Source organism: Aeromonas sp. FL131 (assembly GCF_049860615.1).
GTDB lineage: Bacteria > Pseudomonadota > Gammaproteobacteria > Enterobacterales > Aeromonadaceae > Aeromonas > Aeromonas hydrophila.
This window is the reverse complement of sequence record NZ_CP187595.1, coordinates 4,038,472-4,063,051: the sequence shown is the minus strand read 5'-3', so window position 1 is coordinate 4,063,051 and position 24,580 is coordinate 4,038,472. Positions and strand designations below refer to the sequence as shown.

Here is a 24,580-nt window from a genome sequence, read left to right as displayed (position 1 = left end):
GACCCTTCTGCTGTGGGTCCGCGTTCTATAGTTAGTTATCCCACAGACGGTTTTGCCCGACGCGAGTCGGCCAACAGAAGGCGATCTCATCATGGTTCAGCGCTGGCTCTTCGCCATTTTCCCCACCTTTGTTCGCCATCCGTTTGACGAGCACCCGCTCGCTTCGAAGCAACCGCAGGCGCTTGCATCATGAGACGGCGCTGGCTTTGGGGTCTGCTCGCTCTGTGTGCGCTGCCGCTGCTGGCAGCGGATCTCAAGCCGCAACGGCTACCCCAGCCCGGGGATCTCGCCAGCATATTGCAAAAGAAAGAACTCAGGGCCCTGGTGGTCTATGAGCGGGGTTTCTTCTTCTTCGACAAGGGAGCCCAGCACGGCATCCTGGTCAACCAGCTGCAGGGGTTCGAGCGCTGGCTGAATCAGACCTACCTGGCCAAAGAGAAGATCAAACTCAAGATCATCTACATCCCGGTGCGCCAGGACAAGCTGCTGGACTACCTCACCGAGGGGCGAGGGGATCTGGTGGCCGCCAACATGACGGTGACGCCGACCCGGCGCGAACAGGTGACCTTCTCCAACCCGGTGATCGCCCCCATCGAAGAGTGGGTGGTGAGCCAGCACAGCCTGCCGACCTTCAACCGCATCACCCAGCTCTCCGGTCGGCGGGTCTGGGTGCGGGCCAGCTCCAGCTATTACGAGAGCCTGCGCCAGCTCAACTGGCTGTTTCGCGAGTTGGGGCTGCCGCCCATCTATATCGAGACGGTGCCTGAATATCTGCAGGACGGGGATCTGCTGGAGATGGTGGCGGCCGGCATCATACCGCTCACCGTGACCGACAGCTTCAAGGGGCGGATCTGGCTCGGCATGATCAGCGGGCTGCGGGCCCACAAGCTGATCCCGCTGCGAGACAACGGCCGCAGCGCCTGGGCCCTGCGCAACAACAGTCCCGAACTGCTCAAGGCGGTCAACGACTATCTGGCCGATGCCGGCAAGCGCACCCTTTACAGCGACATGGCTTTGCGCCGTCTGCTGGCGCGCAACGACCAGATGAGCAACATACTGGCGCCGGATCCGCTGGGCAGGCTGTCGACCATCCGCAAGGTGCTGGAGCAGCAGGCCGACAAGTACCGGCTGGACTGGCTGATGCTGGCGGCGCTGGCTTACAAGGAGTCGGGGCTCAATGCCAACATCCGTTCCGAACGGGGGGCGGTGGGGATCATGCAGCTGTTGCCGAGTACCGGTGGCGAGGTGGGCATTCGCGGCGCCCGGCTTGCCAGTCTGGAGGGCAATGTGGAGGCGGCTTGCCGCTATATGCGGCTGATCCTCGACACCTATTTCAATGATCCCAAGCTGGATGTGCTCAACCGCCACCTGTTTGCGCTGGCGGCCTACAATGCCGGCCCGAACCGGGTACAGGCGCTCAGGGCCAAGGCCGAGGCCGCCGGGCTGGATCCCAACGTCTGGTTCGGCAACGTGGAGCAGCTGGTGGCCAATGAGGTGGGCCAGGGGCCCATCAACTATGTCAGCACCATCTACAAGTACTATGTGGCCTACCGTTTCAGCCTGCCCCAGCTGGAGGGCAAGGCGGCCGCCATCGAGGCGGTGGCCCAGCCCTGACGTCCTGCTAGTGTGGTTGGGCGGGCGGGGCGAAGGGCTGCCAGGCCTGATCCCTATGTTGCAGATACCAGGGGGCCAGCTGGCCGCTCGGCGAGGGATTCGGCTCACTGACCTGCGGTCTGTGACTGATGGCGGGGCGATCCGTGAGTTCCATGGTAAATTCCTTCATCCTGTTGCTACGAGGCCCTTAGCCAGCGTTATGCCATTTCCTCATGACAGGCGGATGACGCCATGATCCCCGCTGAATTCGCTCTGATAGACCAGCCCGAGCTGGCGCTCAAGCTGCGCTGTCAGCTGATCCGCGGCGCCAGAAGCCGGATCCAGGCCCAGTACTACAGCTGGGAGGAGGACAGCAGCGGCAAGCTGCTGTTGTCCGAGTTGCTGCATGCCGCCCGGCGCGGGGTGCGGGTACAACTGCTCATCGATGACCTCTATGCCGGCGACAACCGCTTTCTGGAGATGGTGGCCCATCAGCCGGGCATCGAGGTGCGCCTGTTCAATCCCTTCTGGCTGCGCGGCTGGCGACCGCTGACCCTGCTGCTGGAAGGGCTGCTCAGCTTTCGCCGCATCAATCATCGCATGCACAACAAGCTGCTGCTGGTGGATGGCAGTCAGGCGGTGATCGGCGGTCGCAACATCGGGGACCGTTACTTCGGGCTCGGTAGGGCGCCCCAGTTCGTCGATCTGGATCTCGCCTGTCGCGGCCCGCTCTGCCAGCAGGCCGAGCAGGGTTTCGATCAATTCTGGCGCAGCCGCTGGAGCCACCCGATCCGCCGTCTGCTGCGGCGCCCGCTGCAACGGGCCGAGGTGCAAGTGGTGAACGACTTTCTGCTGACGATGAACGAGCCGCAGGTGGCGGCCGTCTATGACCTGCCCGCTAGCCTGTTCGATCCCGAACCCGTCCCTCTGTGCTGGCATGCCGGAGAGGCAGAAGTGTGGTTTGATCGACCCGGCAAGGGGCTGGTGTCTCGACCCACCACCGCACGCCTGCTCTGGCGCAAGCTGGCCGACAACCAAGGCACGCTGAGTCTGGTCACCCCTTATCTCATCCTGACCCGGGGGTTGCGCCGCCGGCTCAGGCAGCAGCGGCAGGCGGGGGTGAACATTGACATCCTGACCAACTCCCTGGCCAGCACGGATGTGCCGCTGGTATACGGCGCCTATCGCCGTCACCGTCCCTGGTTGGTACGGCAGGGCATCGCGCTGTCGGAACTGGAGGGGGAGTCGCTCAGTCTGCACGCCAAGTTGATCCTGGTGGGGGAGGAGGAGGCGCTGCTCGGCAGCTTCAATCTGGATCCGCGCTCTCTGTTGCTCAACACCGAGCTGGTGCTGCATCTGGCTTGTCCCGCATTGTGTGCCGAGTTGCAGCAGTGGCTGGCGACCTGGCAGCAACGCTCTTCCCACTCGGTGGTGGCCCCGCCCTCCACCCTGCGCCGCCTGCTGGCCAGGGTCAGTGACTGGTTGCCGCTGCAGCGCTGGTTGTGAGCGGGCCGAGCGTGTGCGAGATCTCGCAAAGCCTTGTGCGCCTTCGAGGATAACGTTTGCCATCCTATGGCGATAAACTGGTTTATCGTATTGTTTTTAATCGGATTGTTTTCTTACTGAAGTTCCATGAACGGCTGCAGCTTGCATACATGGGCGCATAAAACGGTTTTTTATTTTATTTATCTGCGTAATATTTCAACTGCAAGGACAACACGGTGGCTTGCCGCCGTGCGGAAGAGGGTCGTGAAGGGAACTGGCTGACTGGATTGCTCCAGCAGGCACCTGCTTCAGATGGGTAGCGGAAACTCAGGAAACAGGGGCAGCACCCGACAGGACCGGATTCCAATATGGAACATGCTATTTGCGAGGGGGTGACATGCGAGTGTCACCCCATTTTTTATGGTTCGCTGGCTGAGTCGTGCCCAGAAAAAGACCGCCGATTGGCGGTCTTTTTCTTTGTTCAGCCCGACGTTCCAGGGTCAGGCGATGCCTGCCAGCAGTCGGCTCCAGTTGCGTTTGGCGACGATGAAGGCATCGTGCAGGTTGCGATACTCCAGCTGCAGCTTCAGTTTGTCGTAGCGGGCCAGCGCCTTGCGCTTGCGCTGCTCCAGCAGGCGTTTGCGGCTGGCGTAGTAGTGCTGCAACTGCTGGTTCAGCTTGTCGTACTCCTCCTGCAGCAGGGCCTGCCACAGCTCCCGGTCATCCTGCTTGCGCAGCTTGGCCTGGGCCCGTTTCAGCTGCATCTCCAGCCTGGCCTGTTCGATCCGCTCTTCCGGACAGGCGCGCAGATCCCTGGTCAGCCCGCACCAGGAGGCACTGCGGATCAGCCATTTGGTGGGATCGAACTGCCACCAGTGGATGCCGTTGCGATAGTCGTTCTCGAACAGGTGGTGAAAGTTGTGGTAACCCTCGCCGAAGGTGAAGAAGGCCAGGATGCCGTTGTCCCGTGCGCTGTTGCGGTCGGTGAAGGGCTGGCTGCCCCAGATGTGGGCCAGCGAGTTGATGAAGAAGGTGGTGTGATGAGTCATCACCATGCGCAGCACCCCGGCCAGCAGCAACATGCCGAGCAGATCGCCGTGGACGAGCCCCAGCAGCAGCGGGATGCCGATGTTGGTGGCCAGGGTCAGCGCCAGATAGTGCTTGTGCTGAAAAACGACGATGGGGTTGTTCTGCAGATCCCGCACATTGCTGTAGTCGTGATAGGTGTCACCCTGATACTCGCGCAGCATCCAGCCGATGTGGGAGTACCAGAAACCGCGTCCCGCACTGTAGGGATCCTGCTGGTTGTCATCCACATGGCGATGGTGGCGACGATGGTCGGAAGACCAGTGCAGGGCCGAGTTTTGCAGGGCGAGAGCGCCGCCGATGGCGAAGATCCACTGCAGGATCGGGTGGGCCTTGTAGGCCTTGTGGGACCAGAGCCGGTGGTAGCCGGCGGTGATGGAGATGCCGCAATAGCAGAACAGCAGCAGGAAGCTGCCCCACTGCCAGAGGTCATAGCCATGGGTCATGCCGTACCAGGGCACGGCGATCAGTGCGGTCAGCCCGGAGAGGGCAAACAGCAGGGTGTTGGTCATGATGATCGGGGGGCGTTCCATCTCACTCGGTTCCTTTCAGCGAACAGCTGTGCGCCATTCTCCATGCAGCCAGAATTCGGGTCAATGGTAAAAAAGTAGGAGACAAACCTGATCCTGGCGCAGCCTTCGGGTTATCATTTGGCCTCGATAACCTGAAGGTGACTGTTTTCGTGGGTATTCGCGCGCAACAAAAAGAAAAAACCCGGCGTACTCTGATCGAGGCGGCGTTCAGCCAACTGTGCGCCAACCGCAGTTTTTCCAACCTCAGCCTGCGGGAAGTGGCGCGGGAGGCCGGCATCGCGCCCACCTCCTTCTATCGCCACTTTCGTGACATGGAGGAGCTGGGGCTGACCCTGGTGGATGAAGGCGGTCTGACCCTGCGCCAGCTGATGCGCCAGGCGCGCCAGCGCATCGCCGGGGGCGGCAGCGTCATCAGTACCTCGGTGCAGACCTTCATGGAGTTCGTCGAGAACAATCCGAACATCTTCCGGCTGCTGCTGCGTGAGCGCTCCGGCACCTCAGCGGCATTCCGGCAGGCGGTGGCGCGGGAGATCCAGCACTTCATCGCCGAGCTGACCGATTACCTCGAGGCCACCACGGGGGCGCCGCGGGAAGAGGCCTACATCCAGGCCGAAGCCATGGTGACCATCGTCTTCAGCGCCGGTGCCGATGCCCTCGACATGACCAGCGAGGAGTGCCGGGCCCTGTCCGATCGCACCATCCGTCAGCTGCGCATGATCGCCATGGGTGCCGAGGTCCAGAACCAGAAGCGCCGTGAACCTCTCTCTTAAGTCAAAGGATGGACAGCTCCATGCATGATCAGAACCCGATCCCGAAGAAACCCCTGCTGCTGGCCCTGCTCATCGGCATCTGTGGTGATGCCTCTCTGACGGTCTTGTCGGAGTCGGTGGTGCCCTTCTCCTTCTTCCCGATGATCGCCCTGGTGCTGGCTGCCTATCAGCTCTACCAGCACTATCGTCATGTCTCGCTGGAGGGCAACACACCCGTTTGCATGCTGCTCTGCTTCTTCATCGGCGTGTTCGGCCACTCTGCGCTGGTCAAGGTGCAGTACCCCGAGCTTGGCAGCAACTTCTTCTCGCTGATCATGATGTTGCTGCTGCTGGCCGTGCTCTCCATCAAGCTCGGCATCAGCGTGGGGAAAAAAGAGAAGGAGTGACCAGCACTCCTTCCAGAACCACCATGACAGAGCCGGGATCACCCGGCTTTGTTGTCTGTGCCGCGCTGTTTGGCATCGACGATGGCCTGCAGTCTGGCGCGGATCTCCACCATGCCGAACACCCCGAACACCAACACCTGGGTGAACTCGAGTCGGCTCACCGCGAAGTAGGGCTTGCAGGCCGCCTTGACCATGCTGGCTTGCACCCAGTGCATCAGGGCCACGATCACGCCGCACACCGGCAGAAAGCCGTTGAGCTTGCCCGGCAGTGGGGCGATCAGGCTGACCAGCACGCCAAACCAGAAGAACAGGATGAGGCCCATCGCCAACAGATTAAACACCCGCTTCATCGTTTACCTCCCGCAGATAGAGTTGATAGCAGACTTGGATTTGATCGACCTGCTTGTCCTTGAGCCGTTGTCCAAATTGACGGGGAGGGGCACCGCGCCCATCTCCCCCCTTTAAACCGCAGCGTCATGCTTGGTGTCTCGCAGATAGAGCTGATAGCAGACCTGATTTGATCGACCTGCTTGTCCTTGAGCCGTTGTCCAAATTGACGGGGAGGGGCACCGCGCCCATCTCCTCCCTTTAAACTGCAGCGTCATACTTGGTGTCTCGCAGATAGAGTTGATAGCAGACCTGGCCTGCCTGTTTGTCTTTGAGTAGTTGCCAGCTGGCCGGCAGCGGCAGGTCGGCCATCTCCTTCTCCCGCTCCAGATAGATGAGGGCATCCGGTGCCAGCCAGCCGCGTTGCTCCAGCAGCTCGCACACCTGAGGCAGCAGTTCGCGGCGAAAGGGGGGATCCAGAAACACCAGATCGAACGGCGTGGCCGGCCCCTGCAGCCAGCTGACGGCATCGGACTGGATCACTTGGCCCTGGCCGCTGCCAAGGGTGGTCAGGTTCTTCTTGATCTGGTCGGCGGCACCTTTGTCCATCTCGATCAGGGTGACCTGCTCGGCATAGCGCGACAGCGCCTCCAGCCCCAGGCCGCCGCTGCCGGCAAACAGATCCAGACAGCGGGTGCCACGGACATGCGGAGCCAGCCAGTTGAAGATGGTCTCCTTGACGCGATCCGTGGTGGGTCTGAGTCCTTCCACATCCCTGACCGGCAGTTTGCGGCCTCGCCACTGACCGCTGATGATTCTTACAAAGCCCGATTTCCCCTGCGGGGCTGGGCTCTTGCTCGGGCCGTTACGGCTGGATTTCACTCTGGGCATCGCGTTTCGTCGTCAGAAAATAAAGTGGTAGTATAAGGCGGTTCATTTTTATGCCGACCCGCCGAGGGACGGCTATCTTAGCAGTCAGCCTTTGATGTGAGTATTTTTAGATGGCAAAAGGTTTGTTTTCCTGGCTGGGTTTCGGCCGCAAGAAAGAAGAGGCTGAGGCTGTCCAACCACAGACACCGCAAGCCACCCCGATTACCGCTGAGCCCGAGGTCGCTGCTGCCCCCGCTCCCGTTTCCGATCCTACGCCAGCCGTCGCGGCTGAAGTGCCCGCCAGCGCACAGAATTCCGTTTTGCACGATGATTGCTGCCCACCTGCCGAGCTGGACGACCATGGTCCGCTGGTGGTGGAGGAGTGTGCCTCCGATCTGGAGCCGGTGATCGTCAATGAAGCCCTGCTGGCCGAAGAGGAGCGTGCCGCTGCGAAAGCGCAGGCGCAAGAGGCTGACCGTGTTGCTGCCGAGCTCAAGGCTGCGCAAGAAGTTCGTATTGCTGCCGAGGCCCGTGCCGCAGAAGAGGCGCGTCTTGCTGCCGAAGCCCGCGCCGCAGAAGAGGCTCGCATTGCTGCCGAAGCCCGTGCCGTAGAAGAGGCCCGCATTGCTGCCGAAGCCCGCGCTGTGGAAGAGGCTCGCATTGCTGCTGAAGCCCGTGCCGCAGAAGAGGCTCGCATTGCTGCCGAAGCCCGCGCTGCGGAAGAGGCTCGTATTGCTGCCGAGGCTCGTGCCGCAGAAGAAGCTCGTATTGCTGCTGAAGCTCAGGCTGCAGAGGAGGCGCGTATTGCTGCCGAGGCCCGCGCTGCAGAAGAGGCGCGTATTGCCGCCGAAGCGCAGGCTGCCGAGGAAGCTCGTCTCGCCAAAGAGGCCCAGCGAGCGGAAGATCTGCGCCTGGTCGCCGAGATGGAGGGTGAGGCCGCTGCCCTGGCCGCCCTGCCGCTGGCCGCCAAGGTGGATGACGACACTCAGGACAAACCGCAGCGGGAAGGCTTCTTTGCTCGCCTCAAGCGCAGTCTGGTGCGCACCCGGGAGAATATCGGCTCCGGCTTCTTCGGCCTGTTCCGTGGCAAGAAGATCGACGACGAGCTGTTCGAGGAGCTGGAGACCCAGCTGCTGACCGCCGATCTCGGTGTCGATACCACCAGCCGCATTATCGAAGGGTTGGTGCAGCACGCGGATCGCAAGCAGCTCAAGGATGCCGAGGCGCTCTACGGCCTGCTCAAGCAGGACATGGGTGAAATGCTGGCCAAGGTCGAGCAGCCGCTGGTGATAGACACCAGCAAGAAGCCTTACGTGATCCTGATGGTAGGGGTGAACGGCGTCGGCAAGACCACCACCATCGGCAAGCTGGCCAAGCAGTTCCAGGCCGAAGGCAAGAGCGTGATGCTGGCCGCCGGCGATACCTTCCGTGCCGCCGCCGTCGAGCAACTGCAGGTGTGGGGCCAGCGCAACAACATTCCGGTGATCGCCCAGCACACCGGCGCCGACTCCGCTTCCGTCATCTATGACGCCATCGAGGCTGCCCGTTCCCGCGGCGCCGACGTATTGATCGCCGACACCGCCGGCCGCCTGCAGAACAAGAGCAACCTGATGGAAGAGCTCAAGAAGGTGGTGCGGGTAATGAAGAAGCTGGACGATGCGGCGCCCCACGAGATCATGCTGACTCTGGATGCAGGCACCGGCCAGAACGCCCTGAGCCAGGCCAAGTTGTTCAGCGAAGCGGTGGGCCTGACCGGTATCACCCTGACCAAGCTGGACGGTACTGCCAAGGGCGGCGTCATCTTCGCGGTGGCCGACAAGTTCCAGATCCCGATCCGTTATATCGGGGTGGGCGAGGGGATCGACGATCTGCGTCCGTTCGTCGCCAACGACTTCATCGAGGCGCTTTTCAGTCGCGAGGAGTGATCTCCTTCGCGATGAGCAAGCTCGGGCGCCGCGAGTCGTGCGCCCCCAGCCCCGACCCTGGTCGGGGTTGGTCACTGTCAGGGAACCGTTATGATCCGTTTTGACAAGGTCAGCAAGGTCTACAGCGGCGGCCATCAGGCGCTGCAGAAGGTCAGTTTTCACCTGCGCAAGGGGGAGATGGCCTTCCTGACCGGGCACTCGGGTGCAGGCAAGAGTACCCTCCTCAAGCTCATCAGCGTGATGGAACGGCCCACCGACGGCCGTGTTTTCTTTCATGGCGACGACGTCAGCCATATCAAGCGGGGGGAGATCCCCTACGTGCGCCGCCAGATCGGCATGATCTTCCAGGATCACCGGCTGCTGATGGACCGCACCGTGTTCGACAACGTGGCGTTGCCGCTGGTGATCGACGGCTACAGCCATGCGGACATCAACAAACGGGTGGCGGCGGCGCTCGACAAGGTGGGGCTGCTCGGCAAGGAACGCTACCAGCCGCGCATGCTCTCCGGCGGTGAACAGCAGCGGGTCGGCATCGCCCGCGCCATCGTCAACAAGCCGCCGCTGCTGCTGGCGGATGAGCCGACCGGCAACCTGGATCCCCAGCTCTCCATGGACATCATGCGACTGTTCGAGGAGTTCAACCGCTTCGGCGTCTCCGTGCTGATTGCCACCCACGATCTGGGGCTGATCGCCCGCATGCGTTATCGCACCCTGACCCTCAAGGCGGGTCGCATGTATTCGGCAGGGGAGGAGCTCTGATGGCTATCGTTCGTCATAAACAGCCACCGCTACGGCGCTTCATGATGTACTGGGTCGACCACGCCCGGCAGGCTTTTTCCAGCCTGGGGGAGCTGTGGCGCAACCCGCTCGCCTCGCTGATGACGCTGGCGGTGCTGGGGGTCAGCCTGGCGTTGCCCTCCTGCTTCCACGTGCTGCTGAAAAACGCCGAGGTGGTAGAGGGCAGCTGGCAGACCAGCTCCCAGATCTCCCTCTATCTGCGCAAGGATCTGCCCGAGCAGAACATCCTCGACATGAAACAGCGGATCCTGCTCTACCCGGAGGTAGAGTCGGTCACCTACATGAGCCGGGATGAGGCGCTCAAGGAGTTTCGCGAGATCTCCGGGTTTGGCGATGCGCTCGACTACCTCGACAGCAACCCGCTGCCGCCGGTGCTGAGCGTGATCCCGGATCCGCGCTGGCAGAACCCGGAAGGGGCGGCCGAGCTGCTCAACAAGCTCAACAACGAAGACGGGGTGGAACAGGGCAAGCTGGATCTGCAGTGGTTGACCCGGCTGCAGGGAATCATGAACCTGCTGCGCCACACCATCACCGGCATTGCGGTGCTGCTGCTCTCCGCGGTATTGCTGATCGTCGGCAACACGCTCAGGCTGAATATTCTCAACCAGCGTTCCGAGATCGAAGTGCTCAAGCTGGTGGGGGCGACTGATGCCTTCATCCATCGCCCCTTCCTTTATACCGGCATCTGGTTCGGGGTCATCGGCGGCATGCTGGCCTGGTGGTTGACCGAGGTGATGGTGATCTGGAGCGAAGGGGTGGTGAAGGAGCTGGCCGGTCTCTACAACAGCAACTTCCGGCTGGTGGGGATGGGGGCGGTGGACGGAATCAACCTGATCCTGCTGGGCGCCTTGCTGGGGCTGATCGCCTCCTGGTTTTCGGTCCATCGTCACATTCGCGACATCGAACCGTCCTGATTAATTTATCAGCGTTTTAAAGCGCTGGATTTTGCGACCTGGATCAAGTAAAAGAGTGGCCGTTTCTGGCACGGCCGCCGTTCTGGGAGTAATCTGAACATTGCCGATCTTCGGGATCTTCTCTGGATCCTGTGAACCTTCTGATTTATAAGCAGTCTACAAATGCTGAAGAATTTATACGGGTGTGGCCCCTATGCCTTGCTCGTCTGACTTGGCAAGCATGTGAAGGTTGCGAGCTCCGCAACAATGGACTTAGCATGCTACTTTTCGGGGGTCCTTTATTGTGACCCCCTTTTTTTGACTGTTCATTCATGATTCATCCTGCCGGCCTAAGATAACCCCGGTTCAAACATGTTCAGCATGTTTGATGCAGGCCGCAGAATGGCGTCCGGTCAGTAGACAGGCCCTCTCAGGGTGTTAGACTGATTCGATTGAAAAGTAAGAGGTAGAACATGGGAACTTCATTGCAGCGCACTATGGCTCTGATTCCGCAAGGTAGTCTGGAAGGCTATATCCAGGCAGTAAACTCGATTCCGGTGCTGAGCGCAGAGGAAGAGCGTGAACTGGCTGAGCGTTTGCAGCAGGGTGGCGATCTCGAGGCTGCCCGTCAGCTCGTTATGTCGCACCTGCGCTTTGTCGTTCATGTCGCCAAGAGTTATGCCGGCTACGGTCTGCCCCAGGCCGACCTGGTGCAGGAAGGCAACATCGGCCTGATGAAGGCGGTCAAGCGCTTCGACCCGAGTGTCGGCGTGCGCCTGGTCTCCTTTGCCGTGCACTGGATCAAGGCCGAAATTCACGAATACGTTCTGCGCAACTGGCGCATGGTCAAGGTGGCGACCACCAAGGCCCAGCGCAAGCTGTTCTTCAATCTGCGCAAATCCAAGAAACGTCTGGGCTGGCTGAACCACGAAGAGGTGCAGGCCGTGGCTGCCGACCTCGGCGTCTCCGCCGCCGACGTCACCGAGATGGAAGCGCGCATGAGCAACTACGACCAGGCGTTCGATCTGGTCGGCGATGACGAAGAAGAGGGCGGTTTCGCACCGGTCCACTATCTGGAGGACAAATCCTCCGATCTGGCCGCGACCATCGAGAACGACAACTGGGACGATCACGCGACCCGTCGCCTGAGCTCGGCCCTGGCTACGCTGGACGAGCGCAGCCAGCACATCATCCGTGCCCGCTGGCTCGACGATGACAGCAAGACCACCCTGCAGGAGCTGGCCGATACCTACGGCGTCTCCGCCGAGCGGGTGCGTCAGCTTGAGAAAAACGCCCTCAAGAAGCTGAAGGATGCGATGGAAGCATAAGCCTGTGCGCCGAGCGGGTTCGTCAACTTGAGAAAAATACTCTCAAGAAGCTGAAAGATGCCATGGAAGCCTGATGCTTCCTCCCATAAAAACAGGGCCTGATGGCCCTGTTTTTGTTTGGCGGGGATCTGGTCGGCCTTGCCTTGGTTACCCTTGTGTATGGTATGTTGCCGCCACTGCCACAGTAGGGAGAGCAGATAGTGAAACTCTTGAACGACTTGTTTACCAACAACCGCGAGTGGGCGGAACGGATCAAGGCCGAGGATCCCGAATTCTTTGCTACCCTCTCCGCCCAGCAGGCCCCCGAATACCTCTGGATCGGCTGCTCCGACAGCCGGGTACCCGCCAACCAGCTGATGGGGTTGCTGCCGGGGGACGTGTTCGTCCACCGCAACGTCGCCAACCTGGTGGTACACACCGACTTCAACTGCCTCTCGGTGCTGCAATACGCGGTCGAGGTGCTCAAGGTGAAGCACATCATCGTCTGCGGCCACTACGGTTGTGGCGGCGTCAAGGCGGCGATGCAGAACCAGGAGCTGGGGCTCATCGACAACTGGCTGCGCAACATCAAGGATGTCTACTTCAAGTATCGCGAGCAGCTGGATGCCATCGAGGATGAGCACGAGCGCTTCGACTATCTGTGCGAGCTGAACGTGGCCGAGCAGGTGGCCAACGTCTGCCACACCACCATCATCCAGAACGCCTGGCGCAAGGGGCAGGAGCTGGCGGTACACGGCTGGATCTACGGCATCAAGGACGGTCTGCTGCACGATCTCGATCTCTGCATCAGCGGGCCCGAGCAGATCCCGGACGTCTATCGTGCCTGGCCGGACATGCGTCCGCCCCACCGCCGTCGCTGAGGAGCATTCCGTTGGCACCGGCCCTCTATCTGCAGATCAAGCAGCACATCCTGGACGGGATCCGTGAACGCCATTATCAGGCGGGTGACCGGATCCCGACCGAGGCTGCCCTGTGCGAGCAGTTCGCCGTGAGCCGGATGACGGTCAACAAGGCGCTGCGCGAACTGGTGGCCGAGGGCTGGCTGGTGCGCACCGCCGGCTCCGGCAGCTTCGTGGCGGACAGGCGCACCGAATCGCCGCTGCTGGCCATTCGCAACATCGCCGACGAGATCGCCGAGCGGGGCAGCGAGTACAGCGGCCGGGTGATCCGGCTGCAGCGCCAGGCCGCCGACGAGAAAGTGGCGGTGCAGCTGGGCCTGCGAGTCGGCGCCCCCATCTTCCACAGTCTCATCGTGCATCAGGCCGATGGCGAGCCGCTGCAACTGGAAGAGCGCTTCGTCGATGCCGAACGGCTGCCACAGTACGGCGAGCAGGACTTTGCCAGCCAGACCCCCAACCGTTATCTGATGGAGGTCTGCCCCCTCTCCGAGATGGAGCACGTGGTGGAGGCGGTGCTGCCGAGCGCTGGCGAGGCCGGCTTGTTGCAGGTGCGGGTCGACACCCCCTGCCTGCTGCTGCATCGGCGTACCTGGTCCGACGGTTATCTGGTCTCCTATGCCCGTTTGCTGTCGCCTGGCTCCCGTTACAAGTTGAGCTCCAAGACCAGCCTCAGTTAATTGTATATACATGTTGTTTTTGACAAAGCCCGCCTCTGGCGGGCTTTTTTGTGTTTAAGCTCTAATGAACACGCTGTTATCAAGATGTGAACTTGATCCTTTCTTTCCCGTCAGAGATCGGATATAAGTTAATGTATATACATTTAGAGGTCGGTATGAACAAGGAACTGTTGAACTGCGAGCGGGTCTGGCTCAACGTGACACCCGCCACCCTGCGCTCCGATCTGGTCGACTACGGTCTGCTGGAGCCCCATGCCCTCGGCGTTCACGAGGGGCGGATCCACGCCCTGGTGCCGATGCAGGATCTCAAGGGCCCCTATCCCGCCCATTGGCAGGAGATGAAGGGCAAGCTGGTCACCCCCGGCCTCATCGATTGCCACACCCACCTCATCTTCGCCGGCAGCCGTGCCGAAGAGTTCGAACTGCGCCAGAAAGGGGTGCCCTATGCGGAGATCGCCCGCAAGGGCGGCGGCATCATCAGCACGGTGCGCGCCACCCGCGCGGCCAGCGAGGAACAGCTGTTTGAGCTGGCGCTGCCGAGGGTGAAATCCCTGATCCGGGAAGGGGTCACCACGGTGGAGATCAAGTCCGGTTACGGCCTCACTCTGGAAGACGAGCTCAAGATGCTGCGAGTCGCCCGCCGACTGGGGGAGGCGCTGCCGATCCGGGTCAAGACCACCCTGCTGGCGGCTCATGCGGTGCCGCCGGAGTATCGCGACGATCCCGACTCCTGGGTCGAGACCATCTGTCAGGAGATCATCCCGGCCGCCGCCGAGGCGGGCCTGGCCGATGCGGTGGACGTCTTCTGTGAACACATCGGCTTCTCGCTGGCCCAGACCGAGCAGGTCTATCTGGCGGCGGATCAATACGGTCTGGCGGTGAAAGGGCACATGGATCAGCTCTCCAACCTGGGTGGCAGCACGCTGGCCGCCAACTTCGGCGCCCTCTCGGTGGATCACCTGGAGTACCTGGATCCGGAAGGGATCCAGGCGCTGGCCCACCGCGGCGTGGTCGCCACCCTGCTGCCCACCGCCTTCTACTTCCTCAAGGAGACCAAGCTGCCGCCGGTCGCCGCGCTGCGCAAGGCGGGGGTGCCGATGGCGGTCTCCTCCGACATCAACCCGGGTACGGCCCCGATTGTGTCGCTGCGGATGGCCATGAACATGGCTTGCACCCTGTTCGGCCTGACCCCGGTGGAGGCCATGGCCGGGGTGACCCGCCACGCCGCCCGGGCGCTTGGCGAGCAGGAGCAGCTGGGGCAGCTCAGGGTCGGCATGCTGGCGGACTTTCTGGTCTGGAACTGCGGCCATCCGGCCGAGCTCAGCTACCTCATCGGCGTCGATCAGCTGGTGAGCCGGGTAGTCAACGGCGAGGAGACCCTCCATGGATAAGTTCAACCCGGTCGACATGTCGGTCTGGCAGGGGCGTCAGGATCCGGAAGATGGCGAGCTGGCTCTGCGCTGGCACGACAAGGTACAACCCTGGCCGCAAGCAGGCCACGCCGCCCCGGGCGTTGCCCTGGTGGGCTTTGCCTGTGACGAGGGGGTGCGCCGCAACAAGGGGCGGGTAGGGGCCGCTGGTGCGCCGCTGGCGGTGCGCAAGCTGCTGGCCAACAGCGCCTGGCATCTGGGTCGGCCCGTCTATGACAGCGGTGACGTGAACTGCGAGGATGGCGATCTCGATGCCGCCCACGGCCGCCTGGCCGAACGGGTGGCTCGCTTGCTGGACGAGGGGCACTTCCCGCTGGTATTGGGTGGTGGCCACGAGGTGGCCTTCGGCAGCTGGAGCGGCCTCAACCGCCACCTTCTGCAACAGAACGCTGGCCGTGGCCGGGTCGGCATCATCAACTTCGATGCCCACTTCGACCTGCGCATGAAGCTGGAGCAGGCTAGCTCAGGTACTCCCTTCTTCCAGATTGCCGCGCAGTGCGCCGCCCAGGGCACGCCCTTTACCTACGCCTGCCTCGGGGTGGCCGAGACCGCCAATACCCAGGCGCTGTTCGCCCGCGCCGAGGCGCTGGGGGTGTGGCACGTGCTGGACGAGGCGATGACGCCGGCCGAGCTGCCGGCCTTGCTCAGCGGGCTGGATGCCTTTATCGCCCGCTGCGATCACCTTTATCTGACCATCGATCTCGACGTGCTGCCGGCGGCCGTGATGCCGGGAGTGAGCGCCCCCGCCGCCCGCGGCGTGGAGCTGGCGGTCATCGAACCCCTGATCGCCCATATCCGGGCCAGCGGCAAGCTCAGGCTCGCCGATCTGGCCGAGTACAACCCGAGTCTGGATCAGGACAACCGCAGTGCCCGCGTGGCCGCCCGGCTGGTCCATCAGTTAACCAAGTAGCGGCCTGCCACCGGCCGGCCGCCACCCTGCTGCATCGATAAACAAGGAGTGTATATGTCCCAGCAACACCAGGATCCCCGTCACGATCCCAATCGCGTGATCCGCGCCCCGCGCGGCACCACGCTGACCGCCAAGAGCTGGCTCACCGAAGCGCCGCTGCGGATGCTTATGAACAACCTGGATCCCGAGGTGGCCGAGCATCCCCAGTCGCTGGTGGTGTATGGCGGCATCGGCCGCGCCGCCCGCAACTGGGCCTGCTTCGACAAGATCGTCGAGGTGCTGACTCGGCTCGAGGAAAACGAGACTTTGCTGGTGCAGTCCGGCAAGCCGGTCGGGGTGTTCCAGACCCACAAGGACGCGCCACGGGTGCTGATCGCCAACTCCAACCTGGTGCCGCACTGGGCCAACTGGGAGCACTTCAACGAGCTCGATAAGAAGGGCCTGATGATGTACGGCCAGATGACCGCCGGCTCCTGGATCTACATAGGCACTCAGGGGATCGTGCAGGGCACCTACGAGACCTTCTTCGCGGTGGCCAACCAGCACTTCAACGGCGAACCCAAGGGGCGCTGGATCCTGACCGGCGGGCTCGGTGGCATGGGCGGCGCCCAGCCGCTGGCCGCCACCATGGCCGGCTTCTCGATGATCGCGGTGGAGTGCGACGAGACCCGCATCGATTTTCGTCTGCGTACCCGCTACGTGGACAAGAAGGCCCACAGCCTGGATGAGGCGCTGGCCATGATCGAAGAGGCCAAGCAGAGCGGCAGCGCCGTCTCCGTCGGCCTGCTCGGCAACGCTGCCGACGTGTTCGCCGAACTGGTGGCCCGTGGCATCACCCCGGACGTGGTGACCGACCAGACCTCCGCCCACGACCCGGTGCACGGCTACCTGCCGCAAGGCTGGAGCGTGGCCCAGTGGCGCGCGCTGCAAAAATCCGCGCCCCAGGAGGTGAACCTCGCCGCCCGCCACTCCATGGCCCGTCAGGTGGAAGCCATGCTGACCCTGCAAAGCCGCGGTGCGGCCACCCTGGATTACGGCAACAACATCCGCCAGATGGCGCTGGAAGAGGGGGTGAAAAACGCCTTCGACTTCCCCGGCTTCGTCCCGGCCTACATTCGCCCGCTGTTCTGCGAGGGCATTGGCCCGTTCCGCTGGGTGGCGCTCTCTGGCGATCCGGAAGATATCTACAAGACCGACCAGAAGGTGAAGGAGCTGATCCCCGATGATCCTCACCTACACAACTGGCTCGACATGGCTCGCGAGCGCATCGCCTTCCAGGGCCTGCCGGCGCGGATCTGCTGGGTCGGGGTCAAGGATCGGGTACGCCTCGGCCTGGCCTTCAACGAGATGGTCAAGAATGGCGAGCTGAAAGCCCCCGTCGTCATCGGCCGCGATCACCTGGATTCCGGCTCGGTGGCGAGCCCGAACCGCGAGACCGAGTCGATGATGGATGGCTCCGATGCCGTCTCCGACTGGCCGCTGCTCAACGCCCTGCTCAACACGGCCGGCGGCGCGACCTGGGTCTCTCTGCACCACGGTGGCGGGGTCGGCATGGGCTTCTCCCAGCACTCCGGCGTGGTGATCGTCTGCGACGGCTCCGATGACGCCGCCAAGCGGGTCGGTCGGGTGCTGCGCAACGACCCGGCCACCGGGGTGATGCGTCACGCCGACGCCGGCTACGAGATTGCCATCAACTGCGCCCACGAGGCGAAACTGGATCTGCCGATGATTGACGGCGCCAACGGTGTCAAAGGAAAGGTGTAACACCATGTTTGAATTGACTATTACCCCGGGCGAGCTGGATCTTGCCACCCTGCGCCGCGTCAGCCGCGAGCCGGTACACGTTTCACTGGATCCCGCCGCCCTGGCGGGGATCCACGCCTCCGCCGCCGTGGTCACCAAGGTGATCGAGCAAAACCGGGTGGTGTACGGCATCAACACCGGCTTTGGCTTGCTGGCCAACACCCGCATTCCGGTGGAGCAGCTGGACGAGTTGCAGCGCTCCATCGTGCTCTCTCATGCGGCAGGGATTGGCGAGTACATGGATGATGCCACCGTACGGCTGATGATGGTGCTCAAGCTCAACTCGCTGGCGCGCGGCTTCTCCGGCATCCGGCAGGTGGTGCTGGAGGCCCTGATGCGGCTCATCAACGCCGAAGTCTATCCTGTGGTGCCGAAGAAGGGTTCCGTCGGCGCCTCCGGCGATCTGGCGCCGCTGGCCCACATGAGCTGTCTGCTGATCGGGGAGGGCAAGGCCCGCCACGCTGGCGAGCTGATGGACGCCGCCACGGCCCTGAAGATTGCCGGGCTGGAGCCCATCGCGCTGGCACCGAAAGAGGGGCTGGCCCTGCTCAACGGCACCCAGGCGAGCACCGCCTTCGCGCTGGAAGGCTTGTTCCACGCCGAGGATCTCTACACCGGTGCCATCACCATCGGCGCCATGAGCGTGGAGGCGGCCCTTGGCAGCCGCCGCCCGTTCGATGCCCGCATCCATGCGGTGCGCGGTCAGCGTGGCCAGATCGACGCGGCCGCCTGCTACCGCCACCTGCTGGTGGATGGCAGCGAGATCGGCATGTCCCATCACAACTGCGAGAAGGTGCAGGATCCCTACTCCCTGCGCTGCCAGCCGCAGGTGATGGGCGCCTGCCTGACCCAGATCCGCCAGGCAGCCGAGGTGCTGGTGTGCGAGGCCAACGCGGTCTCCGACAACCCGCTGGTGTTTGCCGAGGATGAAGACATCCTCTCCGGCGGCAACTTCCACGCAGAACCCGTGGCCTTCGCCGCCGACAACCTGGCGCTGGCCATCGCCGAGATAGGGTCGCTGTCCGAGCGGCGCATGGCGCTGCTGATCGACTCGCGGATGTCCGGTCTGCCGGCCTTCCTGGTCAACAACGGCGGCGTCAACTCCGGTTTCATGATCGCCCAGGTCACCTCGGCGGCGCTCGCCTCCGAGAACAAGACGCTGGCCCATCCGGCCTCGGTGGACAGCCTGCCGACGTCTGCCAACCAGGAGGATCATGTCTCCATGGCCACCTTCGCTGGCCGTCGACTGGCGGACATGGCCGAGAACACCCGCGGCATTCTGGCGGTGGAACTGCTGGCGGCAGCGCAAGGGCTGGATTTTCGTGCTCCCCTGCGCAGCACCGAGCTCATCGAGCTGGCCAAGGGCCGGCTGCGGGAAGAGGTCAGCTTCTACGACAAGGACAGGTACTTCGCGCCGGACATCGAGGCCGCCGCCGCCCTGCTGGGCCGCGCCAGCTACAACGACCTGCTCCCGGCCGGCGTGTTGCCGAGCCTCTGAGCGGCCCTCCCGCCCATAACAAAAGACCGCCCAATCGGGCGGTCTTTGCATTTCTGACGTTGGTTGAACGCGGTTATTCGTGTTCGAACATCAGGAACAGGTACACCACGAACAGCACCAGGTGAGTGGCGCCGTGCAGCACATTGGTGCGGCCGCTGCTAAAGGTCACCTTGCACACCATGAGGGTGGTGAACAGTAGCACCATGTCGGCGGCGGAGAGGCCCAGGCGCACCTCTTGCCCCAGCATGGAGCCGATGAACAACACCGCAGGCACGGTGAGGGCGATGGTGGCCAGCACTGAGCCGAAGTAGAGGTTCATGGCCCGCTGCAGCTGATTGTTGAAGGCGGCCTTGATGGCGCCGACCGCCTCGGGGGCCAGCACGATACAGGCGACGATGAAGCCGCCTAGCGCCGGCGGCGCCGCCAGCACCTTGACCCCGTGGTTGATGGGAATGGCGAGGGTCTTGGCCAGCAGGATCACCACCACCAGATAGGCGAGCAGCAACAGGGTGTGGTAGACGTTGCTCTGCAGCGGGCCGTGGTGCTCTTCGTAATCTTCGTGGTCGCTGTCGATGAAGAAGTGGCTGTGGCTGCGGGTCTGGATCAGCAGGAAGACGCCGTAGAGCAGCACCGAGATAATGATGAGCATCCAGGACATGGCGCTCGACATGCTGCCGATGTTGCCCCCTTCGGTGAAGTTGGGCAGCACCAGGCAGAGCAATGCCAGCGGAATGATGGCCACCAGATAGGATTTGACCCCGTCCAGATTGAAGCTCTGGGTGTGGTAGCGCCAGCCGCCGAACAGCAGGGTGAAGCCCACCAGGCCGTTGGTCACCAGCATCACCACGGCAAACATGGTGTCGCGGGCCATCACCGGATTGGGTTCTCCGGTCAGCATGACCGAGGAGATCATCACCACTTCCAGCGAGATGACCGACAGGGTGAGGATCAGGGTGCCAAAAGGCTCGCCAAGCTTGATGGCAAGGGCATCCGAGTGGCGCACCACCGAGAAGATGGCCCAGGTGACGATGGCAAGCAGCACCGCCGAGACAGGAAGATAAATCCCGAGCGGAGTGGCCTCTGTCAGCAGGTCGCTGCCGAGCGTCTTGAAAAAGAGCAGGGTGAGCAGGCCAACGGGCAGGGCAATCTCTTGCCGGATAAATGACTTCATAGGCAATGGTTCTCATCATCAGGGCGGCGTGAGCCGACGGGTAAGGAACAGGGTGGCGGCGCTACACGAGGTGGCGCGCCTGTTCATGATAAGGGGAGTTGTCCGCTCAAGGGAAAATCATTTTGTTGCGAGATATGAGCAGCCGGTCTCGGCAGTGTGGATTACCGCTCGCCCGTGTGGTTCTGATACCAGGCCAGCAGCCAGATCTTCAGCTTGGTCAGCGCCATGGGCGGGGCATAGACATAGCCCTGGATCAGGTGCACGCCGTGCTTTTGCAGATAGTCGACCTGCTCCTGGCGCTCCACTCCTTCGGCGATCATCTCCATGCCCGACTCGCGGCCGAAGGCGATGGTGGCATCCAGCACGCTGCGTTTGAGGTCGTCGGTGCCTATGGTGTCGACGAACATCTTGTCGATCTTGATCTGGCGGATGCCGAGCCGCTGCAGGTAGGCGAAGCCGCCATAACCGGTGCCGAAGTCATCCAGCTTGAAGTGGTAGCCCTGCTGCTGCAATGCGGTGATCTCGATGACGGCCGTCTTGATGTCGGTGATGGGCTTGCGTTCGGTCAGCTCGAAGGTGAGCTGGGCGGGAGAGGGCCAGCCGTGCTGCAACAGCAGGTTGCGCAAATGCGGGTGCTCGAGGTGGGCGGCCACTATGTTGACGCTGACCCACTGACCTGGGGCGAGTCTTGGCAGATCCGCGATGACTCTTTCCAGCAGCTGGCTGGTCATCGGCAGGATCAGCTGCTGCTCCTCTGCATAGTCGATGAAGGCGCCGGGCGGGATCAGGCCGCCGCCCCGCTGCCAGCGCAGCAGCGCCTCGAATCCCACCACCTGCTGGCTGCGACTGTCGATCACGGGTTGATAGAAGGGCACGAACTCGCGCCGTGCCAGCCCGGCCTGCAGCAACCCCTTGAGCGAGCGCCGATAGTTGCGCAGCCCCCAGTAGGCGGCGACCAGCAGGGTGCCCACAGCGGCGCCGAGCCAGAGCCCATCGTGACGGGCCTGCTGCTGGGCGTAGTGTTCGAGCGCTCGGCCTGCCCACAGGGTCTGCCTGATCTCCTGATTGGGGTCGAAAAAGCTCAGGCTCTGGCTGCCCTCCTCCTGCTTGATGCTGCTGTCGCCGCGGGGAAAGATCGGGCTTGATGCCCCTGGCTGTTGCTGGCCGAACTCCAGATAGAAGCAGTTGGAGCAAGGGGTCTGTAACAAGGCATGGCTCCAGCTGTTGTTCAGCACCCAGTAGACGATGTTGCCGCCGGTGCGGTAGTAGGCGACCAGCTCCTGCTCGGTGTGGAAGCGGGCCTGGGTGGCGGCGATCCCGAACTGCTCCTGATTGGCGTAGGGCGGCAGTTCGGCCGGGGTGAAGGGCAGATCCAGTCCCAGACTGGAACAGCCACCACCGGCGGCGAGCAGGATCCCCTGGATGCGGATGTGGCTGTTGTAGTAACGGGGATCCCGCAGCAGGGCCATGTCCTGACGTCCGCAATCAAACTGGAAGCGGGTCAGCTGATGGCGGATGTTGTTGTCCAGCAGACGGTGGCGTTCCGCCAGCGCGGTCTCGACCTCCATCTTCTTGTCTTGCAGCAACTGATGGGCCAACGGGCCGCCGAGCAGCTGACTGATGGGGAGGCTGGCCAGCAGGGGCAGGCAGAACAGCAACAAGGTGAGCCAGAGGGGGGAGATGGGTCGCAAGGGATACCTGCCTGATGAACGAATGGGATGCATATGAGAGGCATCATCATAGTGCATTAGCTGCATCGATTTGAGCGGAGGCGATCACACTTGTGCAGCAGATTTATAATCTGCTGATAAATAATGGTTTTATAAAATGAGTTGCTGAAGATTCAATCGCTGACCTGTCATAAATGACAATTGTCCAGCTTATCTGAAGTGGCTAGAGTAGCCGTGCGGTTTGACTCACCGTGTGTTCAATACTCCTGTATCTGTTTTTTTGTCAGTAGCACAGAGTGTTAGTTTTGATATGAGTGTTTCTTTTGGTCCCCTTTGTGGGACCATTTTTCTGCCCGCCGTTCAGCCAGTGTGCTGAGTTCCCTCCCGTTTCTTCCCATCATCCGTCATTTTTTGGCCGTCACCCCGCCCGGGGCTTGGTGTTCTCGTACCGGTTTGGGTATGCTCGCCCGCTTAATTCCAGAAGCGGGATCTTCGTCCATAGGCGCGCTTCGAGGTTGGCTGATACGATGAAGCCACATGGATGTTGTCGGGCATACGGAAAGGCACATGAAACTGACCACTCAGCTTGTCTCGTTTATTACCCTGTGTGTCATTGCGGCCATGGCCATGGTGCTGCTTGGCGGGGTATTCAGCTTTCGTGAGCTGGGCATGGAGATGCAACAGAAGAAGGTCAACTCGCTGGTCGAGATCATCGACAAGCAGCTGGAAGTGGCCGACGATCATCAGGATCTCACCCGCTGGCTGCCGACCCTGCTGCGCTCTGCCCACGTGGTGGAGCTGGAGATCCGCCAGGACAAGCAGCGGATCTACTGGTTTCGCGACGTGCAGCAGCCGACCGACGAGAGCCTGCTGATCCCCTATCACCAGCCCATGCCCCATCAGCCTGGCATGCAGGCCGACTTCAAGCTGGAGCGGCCGTTCAAGGAGTTCGAGTACTCCATCAAGGCGATGTCCGGCATCTCCCTCGGGGTCTTCATCGTGGTGTTCGGCCTCTGGTACTCCATTCGCTGGCTGCGGCTGCAGTTGCGGGGGGCCGAGCTGCTGGCGGAGCGCGCCCAGCTGATCCTCGACAACAAGCTCACCAAGCTGGCCCATGATCCGGCCGACGAGTGGCCGCAGCCGGCCAGCCAGGCCCTCGACTATCTGTTGGCCGAGCTGGCGGATGCCCGCAAGGAGCGCAGCCGCTTCGACAACTTCATTCGCAGCAACGCCTTCGTCGACAAGATGACCGGCATCGGCAACCGGCTGTTTTTCGACAACCGGCTGGAGAGCGCCATCATGGAGGCGAGCGTGATGAGCGGCGGCGTGCTGCTGATCGAGCTGGCTGGCCTGGAGGAGCTGGATCCCGAGCTGAACGGCCGCCAGAGCCAGGATCTGCTGATGGAGGCGAGCGCCTCCATCGCCGCCTTCGTGCGCAAGCACAACGGTGCCCTGCAGGCCCGCTATGCCGGCCAGGTGTTTGCCGTGCTGCTGCCCAACATGTCGGAAAGCGAGATGGTGGATGGCGCCGGCCAGCTGCACAAGAGCCTGCAGCGACTGCACTGGCCCGAGGCGGTCAATCCAGACACCGCGGTCTATCTCGGCGCGGTCTGTTATCAGGCCGAGGATTCCCTGCTCAAGGTGCAGGAGGAGGCGGAGCTGGCGCTCAAGAGCGCGCGGCTGCAGGGCCACACCGGCTGGTTCCTCTACGAGAAACAGCTGGACGAGGAGCAGAGCAGCAAGGGCACGGTGCGCTGGCGTACCCTGATCGGCTGGCGCATCGAAGAGCACGGCATCGACTTCTACGTGCAACCGGTGCAGCAGGAGCGGGATCAGGTGGTATTGCAGCAGGATCTGCTGATCCGGATCCACGACGAGCAGGGGCGGGAGCTGCAGGCCGGTGTCTTCATGCCGATGGCGGAGAAGGCGGGGCTGTTGCTGCCGCTGGATCGGCTGGTGGCGGAGCAGACCCTCGGCCTGCTGCGCCAGCGCTCCGAACAGAGCTGCCCCATCAGCCTGACCCTCTGCGCCCAGAGCCTGCTGCACCGGGAGTTTCAGCGCTGGCTGTTCTTCGATCTGTTCCAGCTGCCGCGCAGCACCAACGAGCGCTTGATCCTGCAACTCTCCGAGGCTCAGGTCACCCGCCACTACGAGGCGCTCAAGCGGCCGCTGCGGGCGCTGCGCATGCTGGGCTGCCAGCTGGCCATCGATCATGCCGGCCAGGATGTGGTGAGCACCCAGTACATCAAGGAGTTCGAGATCAACTTCCTCAAGCTGCACCCCAGCCTGGTGCGCGAGATCCATACCCGCCAGGTCAACCAGATGGCGGTGCGCAGCTTGGTGGGAGGCTGTGCCAACACCCGCACCCGGGTCATCGCTGTGGGGGTGGAGAGCGGTGACGAGTGGAAGATGCTGCGCCACCTCGGGGTGCACGCCGGGCAGGGCCCCTGGTTCGCCGAGCCGGAACGGCTGGTGCTGGAGCCGGCCGGCGCCTGATGGACAGATGAACAAAAGAGAGGGTCGCCTGG

The 24,580-nt window shown here is 62.6% G+C and carries 21 protein-coding genes; 15 read left to right on the top strand and 6 right to left on the bottom strand.

Going from position 1 to position 24,580, the window contains the following annotated elements; genetic code table 11:
* Positions 1 to 189 precede the first annotated feature (189 nt).
* Entirely contained in the window at positions 190 to 1,614 is a 1,425-nt protein-coding gene (locus ACPW75_RS18815; RefSeq protein ID WP_045528755.1) for a lytic transglycosylase F, read from the top strand.
* A 7-nt stretch (positions 1,615 to 1,621) separates the two neighbouring features.
* Here the strand turns inward: ACPW75_RS18815 and ACPW75_RS18810 are convergent, their stop codons facing one another.
* The gene (locus ACPW75_RS18810; RefSeq protein WP_179101360.1) at positions 1,622 to 1,768 is read right to left on the bottom strand and encodes a hypothetical protein; all 147 of its coding nucleotides are present in this window, start codon (positions 1,766 to 1,768) and stop codon (positions 1,622 to 1,624) included.
* 77 nt (positions 1,769 to 1,845) lie between these two features.
* Between ACPW75_RS18810 and ACPW75_RS18805 the strand changes: the two genes are divergently transcribed.
* Positions 1,846 to 3,099, top strand: coding sequence for a phospholipase D family protein (locus ACPW75_RS18805; protein ID WP_077095804.1), 1,254 nt, complete (start codon positions 1,846 to 1,848; stop codon positions 3,097 to 3,099).
* Between the two features lie 479 nt (positions 3,100 to 3,578).
* On the opposite strand, the gene ACPW75_RS18800 is transcribed toward ACPW75_RS18805, so the two are convergent.
* Positions 3,579 to 4,697, bottom strand: a complete 1,119-nt coding sequence (locus ACPW75_RS18800) for a fatty acid desaturase (protein ID WP_043125818.1) — start codon at positions 4,695 to 4,697, stop codon at positions 3,579 to 3,581.
* A gap of 149 nt (positions 4,698 to 4,846) precedes the next feature.
* On the opposite strand from ACPW75_RS18800, the gene fabR reads away from it, so the two are divergent.
* Both fabR and ACPW75_RS18790 read left to right on the top strand, forming a co-directional pair.
* Complete coding sequence (gene fabR / locus ACPW75_RS18795) at positions 4,847 to 5,467, top strand: HTH-type transcriptional repressor FabR (protein ID WP_005308043.1); 621 nt, start codon at positions 4,847 to 4,849, stop codon at positions 5,465 to 5,467.
* A gap of 20 nt (positions 5,468 to 5,487) precedes the next feature.
* Positions 5,488 to 5,853 carry a YijD family membrane protein gene (locus ACPW75_RS18790; RefSeq protein ID WP_113995426.1) on the top strand — a complete coding sequence of 122 codons (366 nt, stop codon included), beginning with the start codon at positions 5,488 to 5,490 and terminating at the stop codon, positions 5,851 to 5,853.
* Between the two features lie 38 nt (positions 5,854 to 5,891).
* Here the strand turns inward: ACPW75_RS18790 and ACPW75_RS18785 are convergent, their stop codons facing one another.
* Complete coding sequence (locus ACPW75_RS18785; protein WP_016349137.1) at positions 5,892 to 6,203, bottom strand: DUF1145 domain-containing protein; 312 nt, start codon at positions 6,201 to 6,203, stop codon at positions 5,892 to 5,894.
* 238 nt (positions 6,204 to 6,441) lie between these two features.
* The gene (gene rsmD / locus ACPW75_RS18780) at positions 6,442 to 7,071 is read right to left on the bottom strand and encodes a 16S rRNA (guanine(966)-N(2))-methyltransferase RsmD (protein ID WP_077095803.1); all 630 of its coding nucleotides are present in this window, start codon (positions 7,069 to 7,071) and stop codon (positions 6,442 to 6,444) included.
* A 110-nt stretch (positions 7,072 to 7,181) separates the two neighbouring features.
* Here rsmD and ftsY point away from each other — a divergent pair, with 110 nt between their 5' ends.
* From ftsY to hutH, 10 genes are all read left to right on the top strand, one after another.
* On the top strand, positions 7,182 to 8,975 hold the full coding sequence (gene ftsY, locus ACPW75_RS18775; RefSeq protein ID WP_077095802.1) for a signal recognition particle-docking protein FtsY: 1,794 nt from the start codon (positions 7,182 to 7,184) through the stop codon (positions 8,973 to 8,975).
* A gap of 90 nt (positions 8,976 to 9,065) precedes the next feature.
* On the top strand, positions 9,066 to 9,734 hold the full coding sequence (gene ftsE, locus ACPW75_RS18770; RefSeq protein ID WP_011704349.1) for a cell division ATP-binding protein FtsE: 669 nt from the start codon (positions 9,066 to 9,068) through the stop codon (positions 9,732 to 9,734).
* Entirely contained in the window at positions 9,734 to 10,687 is a 954-nt protein-coding gene (gene ftsX / locus ACPW75_RS18765; RefSeq protein ID WP_011704350.1) for a permease-like cell division protein FtsX, read from the top strand. Before ftsE ends, ftsX begins: the two co-directional genes overlap by 1 nt.
* A gap of 452 nt (positions 10,688 to 11,139) precedes the next feature.
* The gene (rpoH, locus tag ACPW75_RS18760; protein WP_016349143.1) at positions 11,140 to 11,994 is read left to right on the top strand and encodes an RNA polymerase sigma factor RpoH; all 855 of its coding nucleotides are present in this window, start codon (positions 11,140 to 11,142) and stop codon (positions 11,992 to 11,994) included.
* Between the two features lie 200 nt (positions 11,995 to 12,194).
* Positions 12,195 to 12,854 (top strand): carbonate dehydratase, encoded by a 660-nt coding sequence (gene can / locus ACPW75_RS18755; RefSeq protein WP_005308055.1) that lies wholly within the window; start codon positions 12,195 to 12,197, stop codon positions 12,852 to 12,854.
* Between the two features lie 11 nt (positions 12,855 to 12,865).
* Entirely contained in the window at positions 12,866 to 13,570 is a 705-nt protein-coding gene (gene hutC, locus ACPW75_RS18750) for a histidine utilization repressor (protein ID WP_011704352.1), read from the top strand.
* 155 nt (positions 13,571 to 13,725) lie between these two features.
* Positions 13,726 to 14,961, top strand: a complete 1,236-nt coding sequence (gene hutI / locus ACPW75_RS18745) for an imidazolonepropionase (protein WP_179101359.1) — start codon at positions 13,726 to 13,728, stop codon at positions 14,959 to 14,961.
* On the top strand, positions 14,954 to 15,910 hold the full coding sequence (gene hutG / locus ACPW75_RS18740) for a formimidoylglutamase (RefSeq protein ID WP_077095800.1): 957 nt from the start codon (positions 14,954 to 14,956) through the stop codon (positions 15,908 to 15,910). The genes hutI and hutG overlap by 8 nt, the downstream gene beginning before the upstream one ends.
* Positions 15,911 to 15,964: 54 nt before the next feature.
* Positions 15,965 to 17,674 carry a urocanate hydratase gene (gene hutU / locus ACPW75_RS18735; protein WP_077095799.1) on the top strand — a complete coding sequence of 570 codons (1,710 nt, stop codon included), beginning with the start codon at positions 15,965 to 15,967 and terminating at the stop codon, positions 17,672 to 17,674.
* 4 nt (positions 17,675 to 17,678) lie between these two features.
* A complete protein-coding gene (hutH, locus tag ACPW75_RS18730; protein ID WP_077095798.1) occupies positions 17,679 to 19,211 on the top strand; it encodes a histidine ammonia-lyase in 1,533 nt (510 codons plus the stop codon).
* 73 nt (positions 19,212 to 19,284) lie between these two features.
* On the opposite strand, the gene ACPW75_RS18725 is transcribed toward hutH, so the two are convergent.
* Positions 19,285 to 20,382 carry a calcium:proton antiporter gene (locus ACPW75_RS18725; protein ID WP_077095797.1) on the bottom strand — a complete coding sequence of 366 codons (1,098 nt, stop codon included), beginning with the start codon at positions 20,380 to 20,382 and terminating at the stop codon, positions 19,285 to 19,287.
* 161 nt (positions 20,383 to 20,543) lie between these two features.
* On the bottom strand, positions 20,544 to 22,073 hold the full coding sequence (locus ACPW75_RS18720) for an EAL domain-containing protein (protein ID WP_179101358.1): 1,530 nt from the start codon (positions 22,071 to 22,073) through the stop codon (positions 20,544 to 20,546).
* Between the two features lie 546 nt (positions 22,074 to 22,619).
* Here ACPW75_RS18720 and ACPW75_RS18715 point away from each other — a divergent pair.
* Positions 22,620 to 24,548, top strand: a complete 1,929-nt coding sequence (locus tag ACPW75_RS18715) for an RNase E specificity factor CsrD (protein ID WP_179101357.1) — start codon at positions 22,620 to 22,622, stop codon at positions 24,546 to 24,548.
* Positions 24,549 to 24,580: the final 32 nt, after the last annotated feature.

What these genes read in the sequence shown, in the direction of transcription:
- ACPW75_RS18805 (WP_077095804.1), top strand. Translation starts at nt 1,846, where the DNA reads ATGATCCCCGCTGAATTCGCTCTGATAGACCAGCCCGAGCTGGCGCTC.
- hutI (WP_179101359.1), top strand. Translation starts at nt 13,726, where the DNA reads ATGAACAAGGAACTGTTGAACTGCGAGCGGGTCTGGCTCAACGTGACA.
- ACPW75_RS18725 (WP_077095797.1), bottom strand. Translation starts at nt 20,382, where the DNA reads ATGAAGTCATTTATCCGGCAAGAGATTGCCCTGCCCGTTGGCCTGCTC.
- ftsY (WP_077095802.1), top strand. Translation starts at nt 7,182, where the DNA reads ATGGCAAAAGGTTTGTTTTCCTGGCTGGGTTTCGGCCGCAAGAAAGAA.
- rsmD (WP_077095803.1), bottom strand. Translation starts at nt 7,071, where the DNA reads ATGCCCAGAGTGAAATCCAGCCGTAACGGCCCGAGCAAGAGCCCAGCC.
- hutG (WP_077095800.1), top strand. Translation starts at nt 14,954, where the DNA reads ATGGATAAGTTCAACCCGGTCGACATGTCGGTCTGGCAGGGGCGTCAG.
- ACPW75_RS18715 (WP_179101357.1), top strand. Translation starts at nt 22,620, where the DNA reads ATGAAACTGACCACTCAGCTTGTCTCGTTTATTACCCTGTGTGTCATT.
- ACPW75_RS18810 (WP_179101360.1), bottom strand. Translation starts at nt 1,768, where the DNA reads ATGGAACTCACGGATCGCCCCGCCATCAGTCACAGACCGCAGGTCAGT.
- hutU (WP_077095799.1), top strand. Translation starts at nt 15,965, where the DNA reads ATGTCCCAGCAACACCAGGATCCCCGTCACGATCCCAATCGCGTGATC.
- ACPW75_RS18785 (WP_016349137.1), bottom strand. Translation starts at nt 6,203, where the DNA reads ATGAAGCGGGTGTTTAATCTGTTGGCGATGGGCCTCATCCTGTTCTTC.
- rpoH (WP_016349143.1), top strand. Translation starts at nt 11,140, where the DNA reads ATGGGAACTTCATTGCAGCGCACTATGGCTCTGATTCCGCAAGGTAGT.
- hutH (WP_077095798.1), top strand. Translation starts at nt 17,679, where the DNA reads ATGTTTGAATTGACTATTACCCCGGGCGAGCTGGATCTTGCCACCCTG.
- ftsX (WP_011704350.1), top strand. Translation starts at nt 9,734, where the DNA reads ATGGCTATCGTTCGTCATAAACAGCCACCGCTACGGCGCTTCATGATG.
- ACPW75_RS18790 (WP_113995426.1), top strand. Translation starts at nt 5,488, where the DNA reads ATGCATGATCAGAACCCGATCCCGAAGAAACCCCTGCTGCTGGCCCTG.
- ACPW75_RS18815 (WP_045528755.1), top strand. Translation starts at nt 190, where the DNA reads ATGAGACGGCGCTGGCTTTGGGGTCTGCTCGCTCTGTGTGCGCTGCCG.
- ACPW75_RS18800 (WP_043125818.1), bottom strand. Translation starts at nt 4,697, where the DNA reads ATGGAACGCCCCCCGATCATCATGACCAACACCCTGCTGTTTGCCCTC.
- ftsE (WP_011704349.1), top strand. Translation starts at nt 9,066, where the DNA reads ATGATCCGTTTTGACAAGGTCAGCAAGGTCTACAGCGGCGGCCATCAG.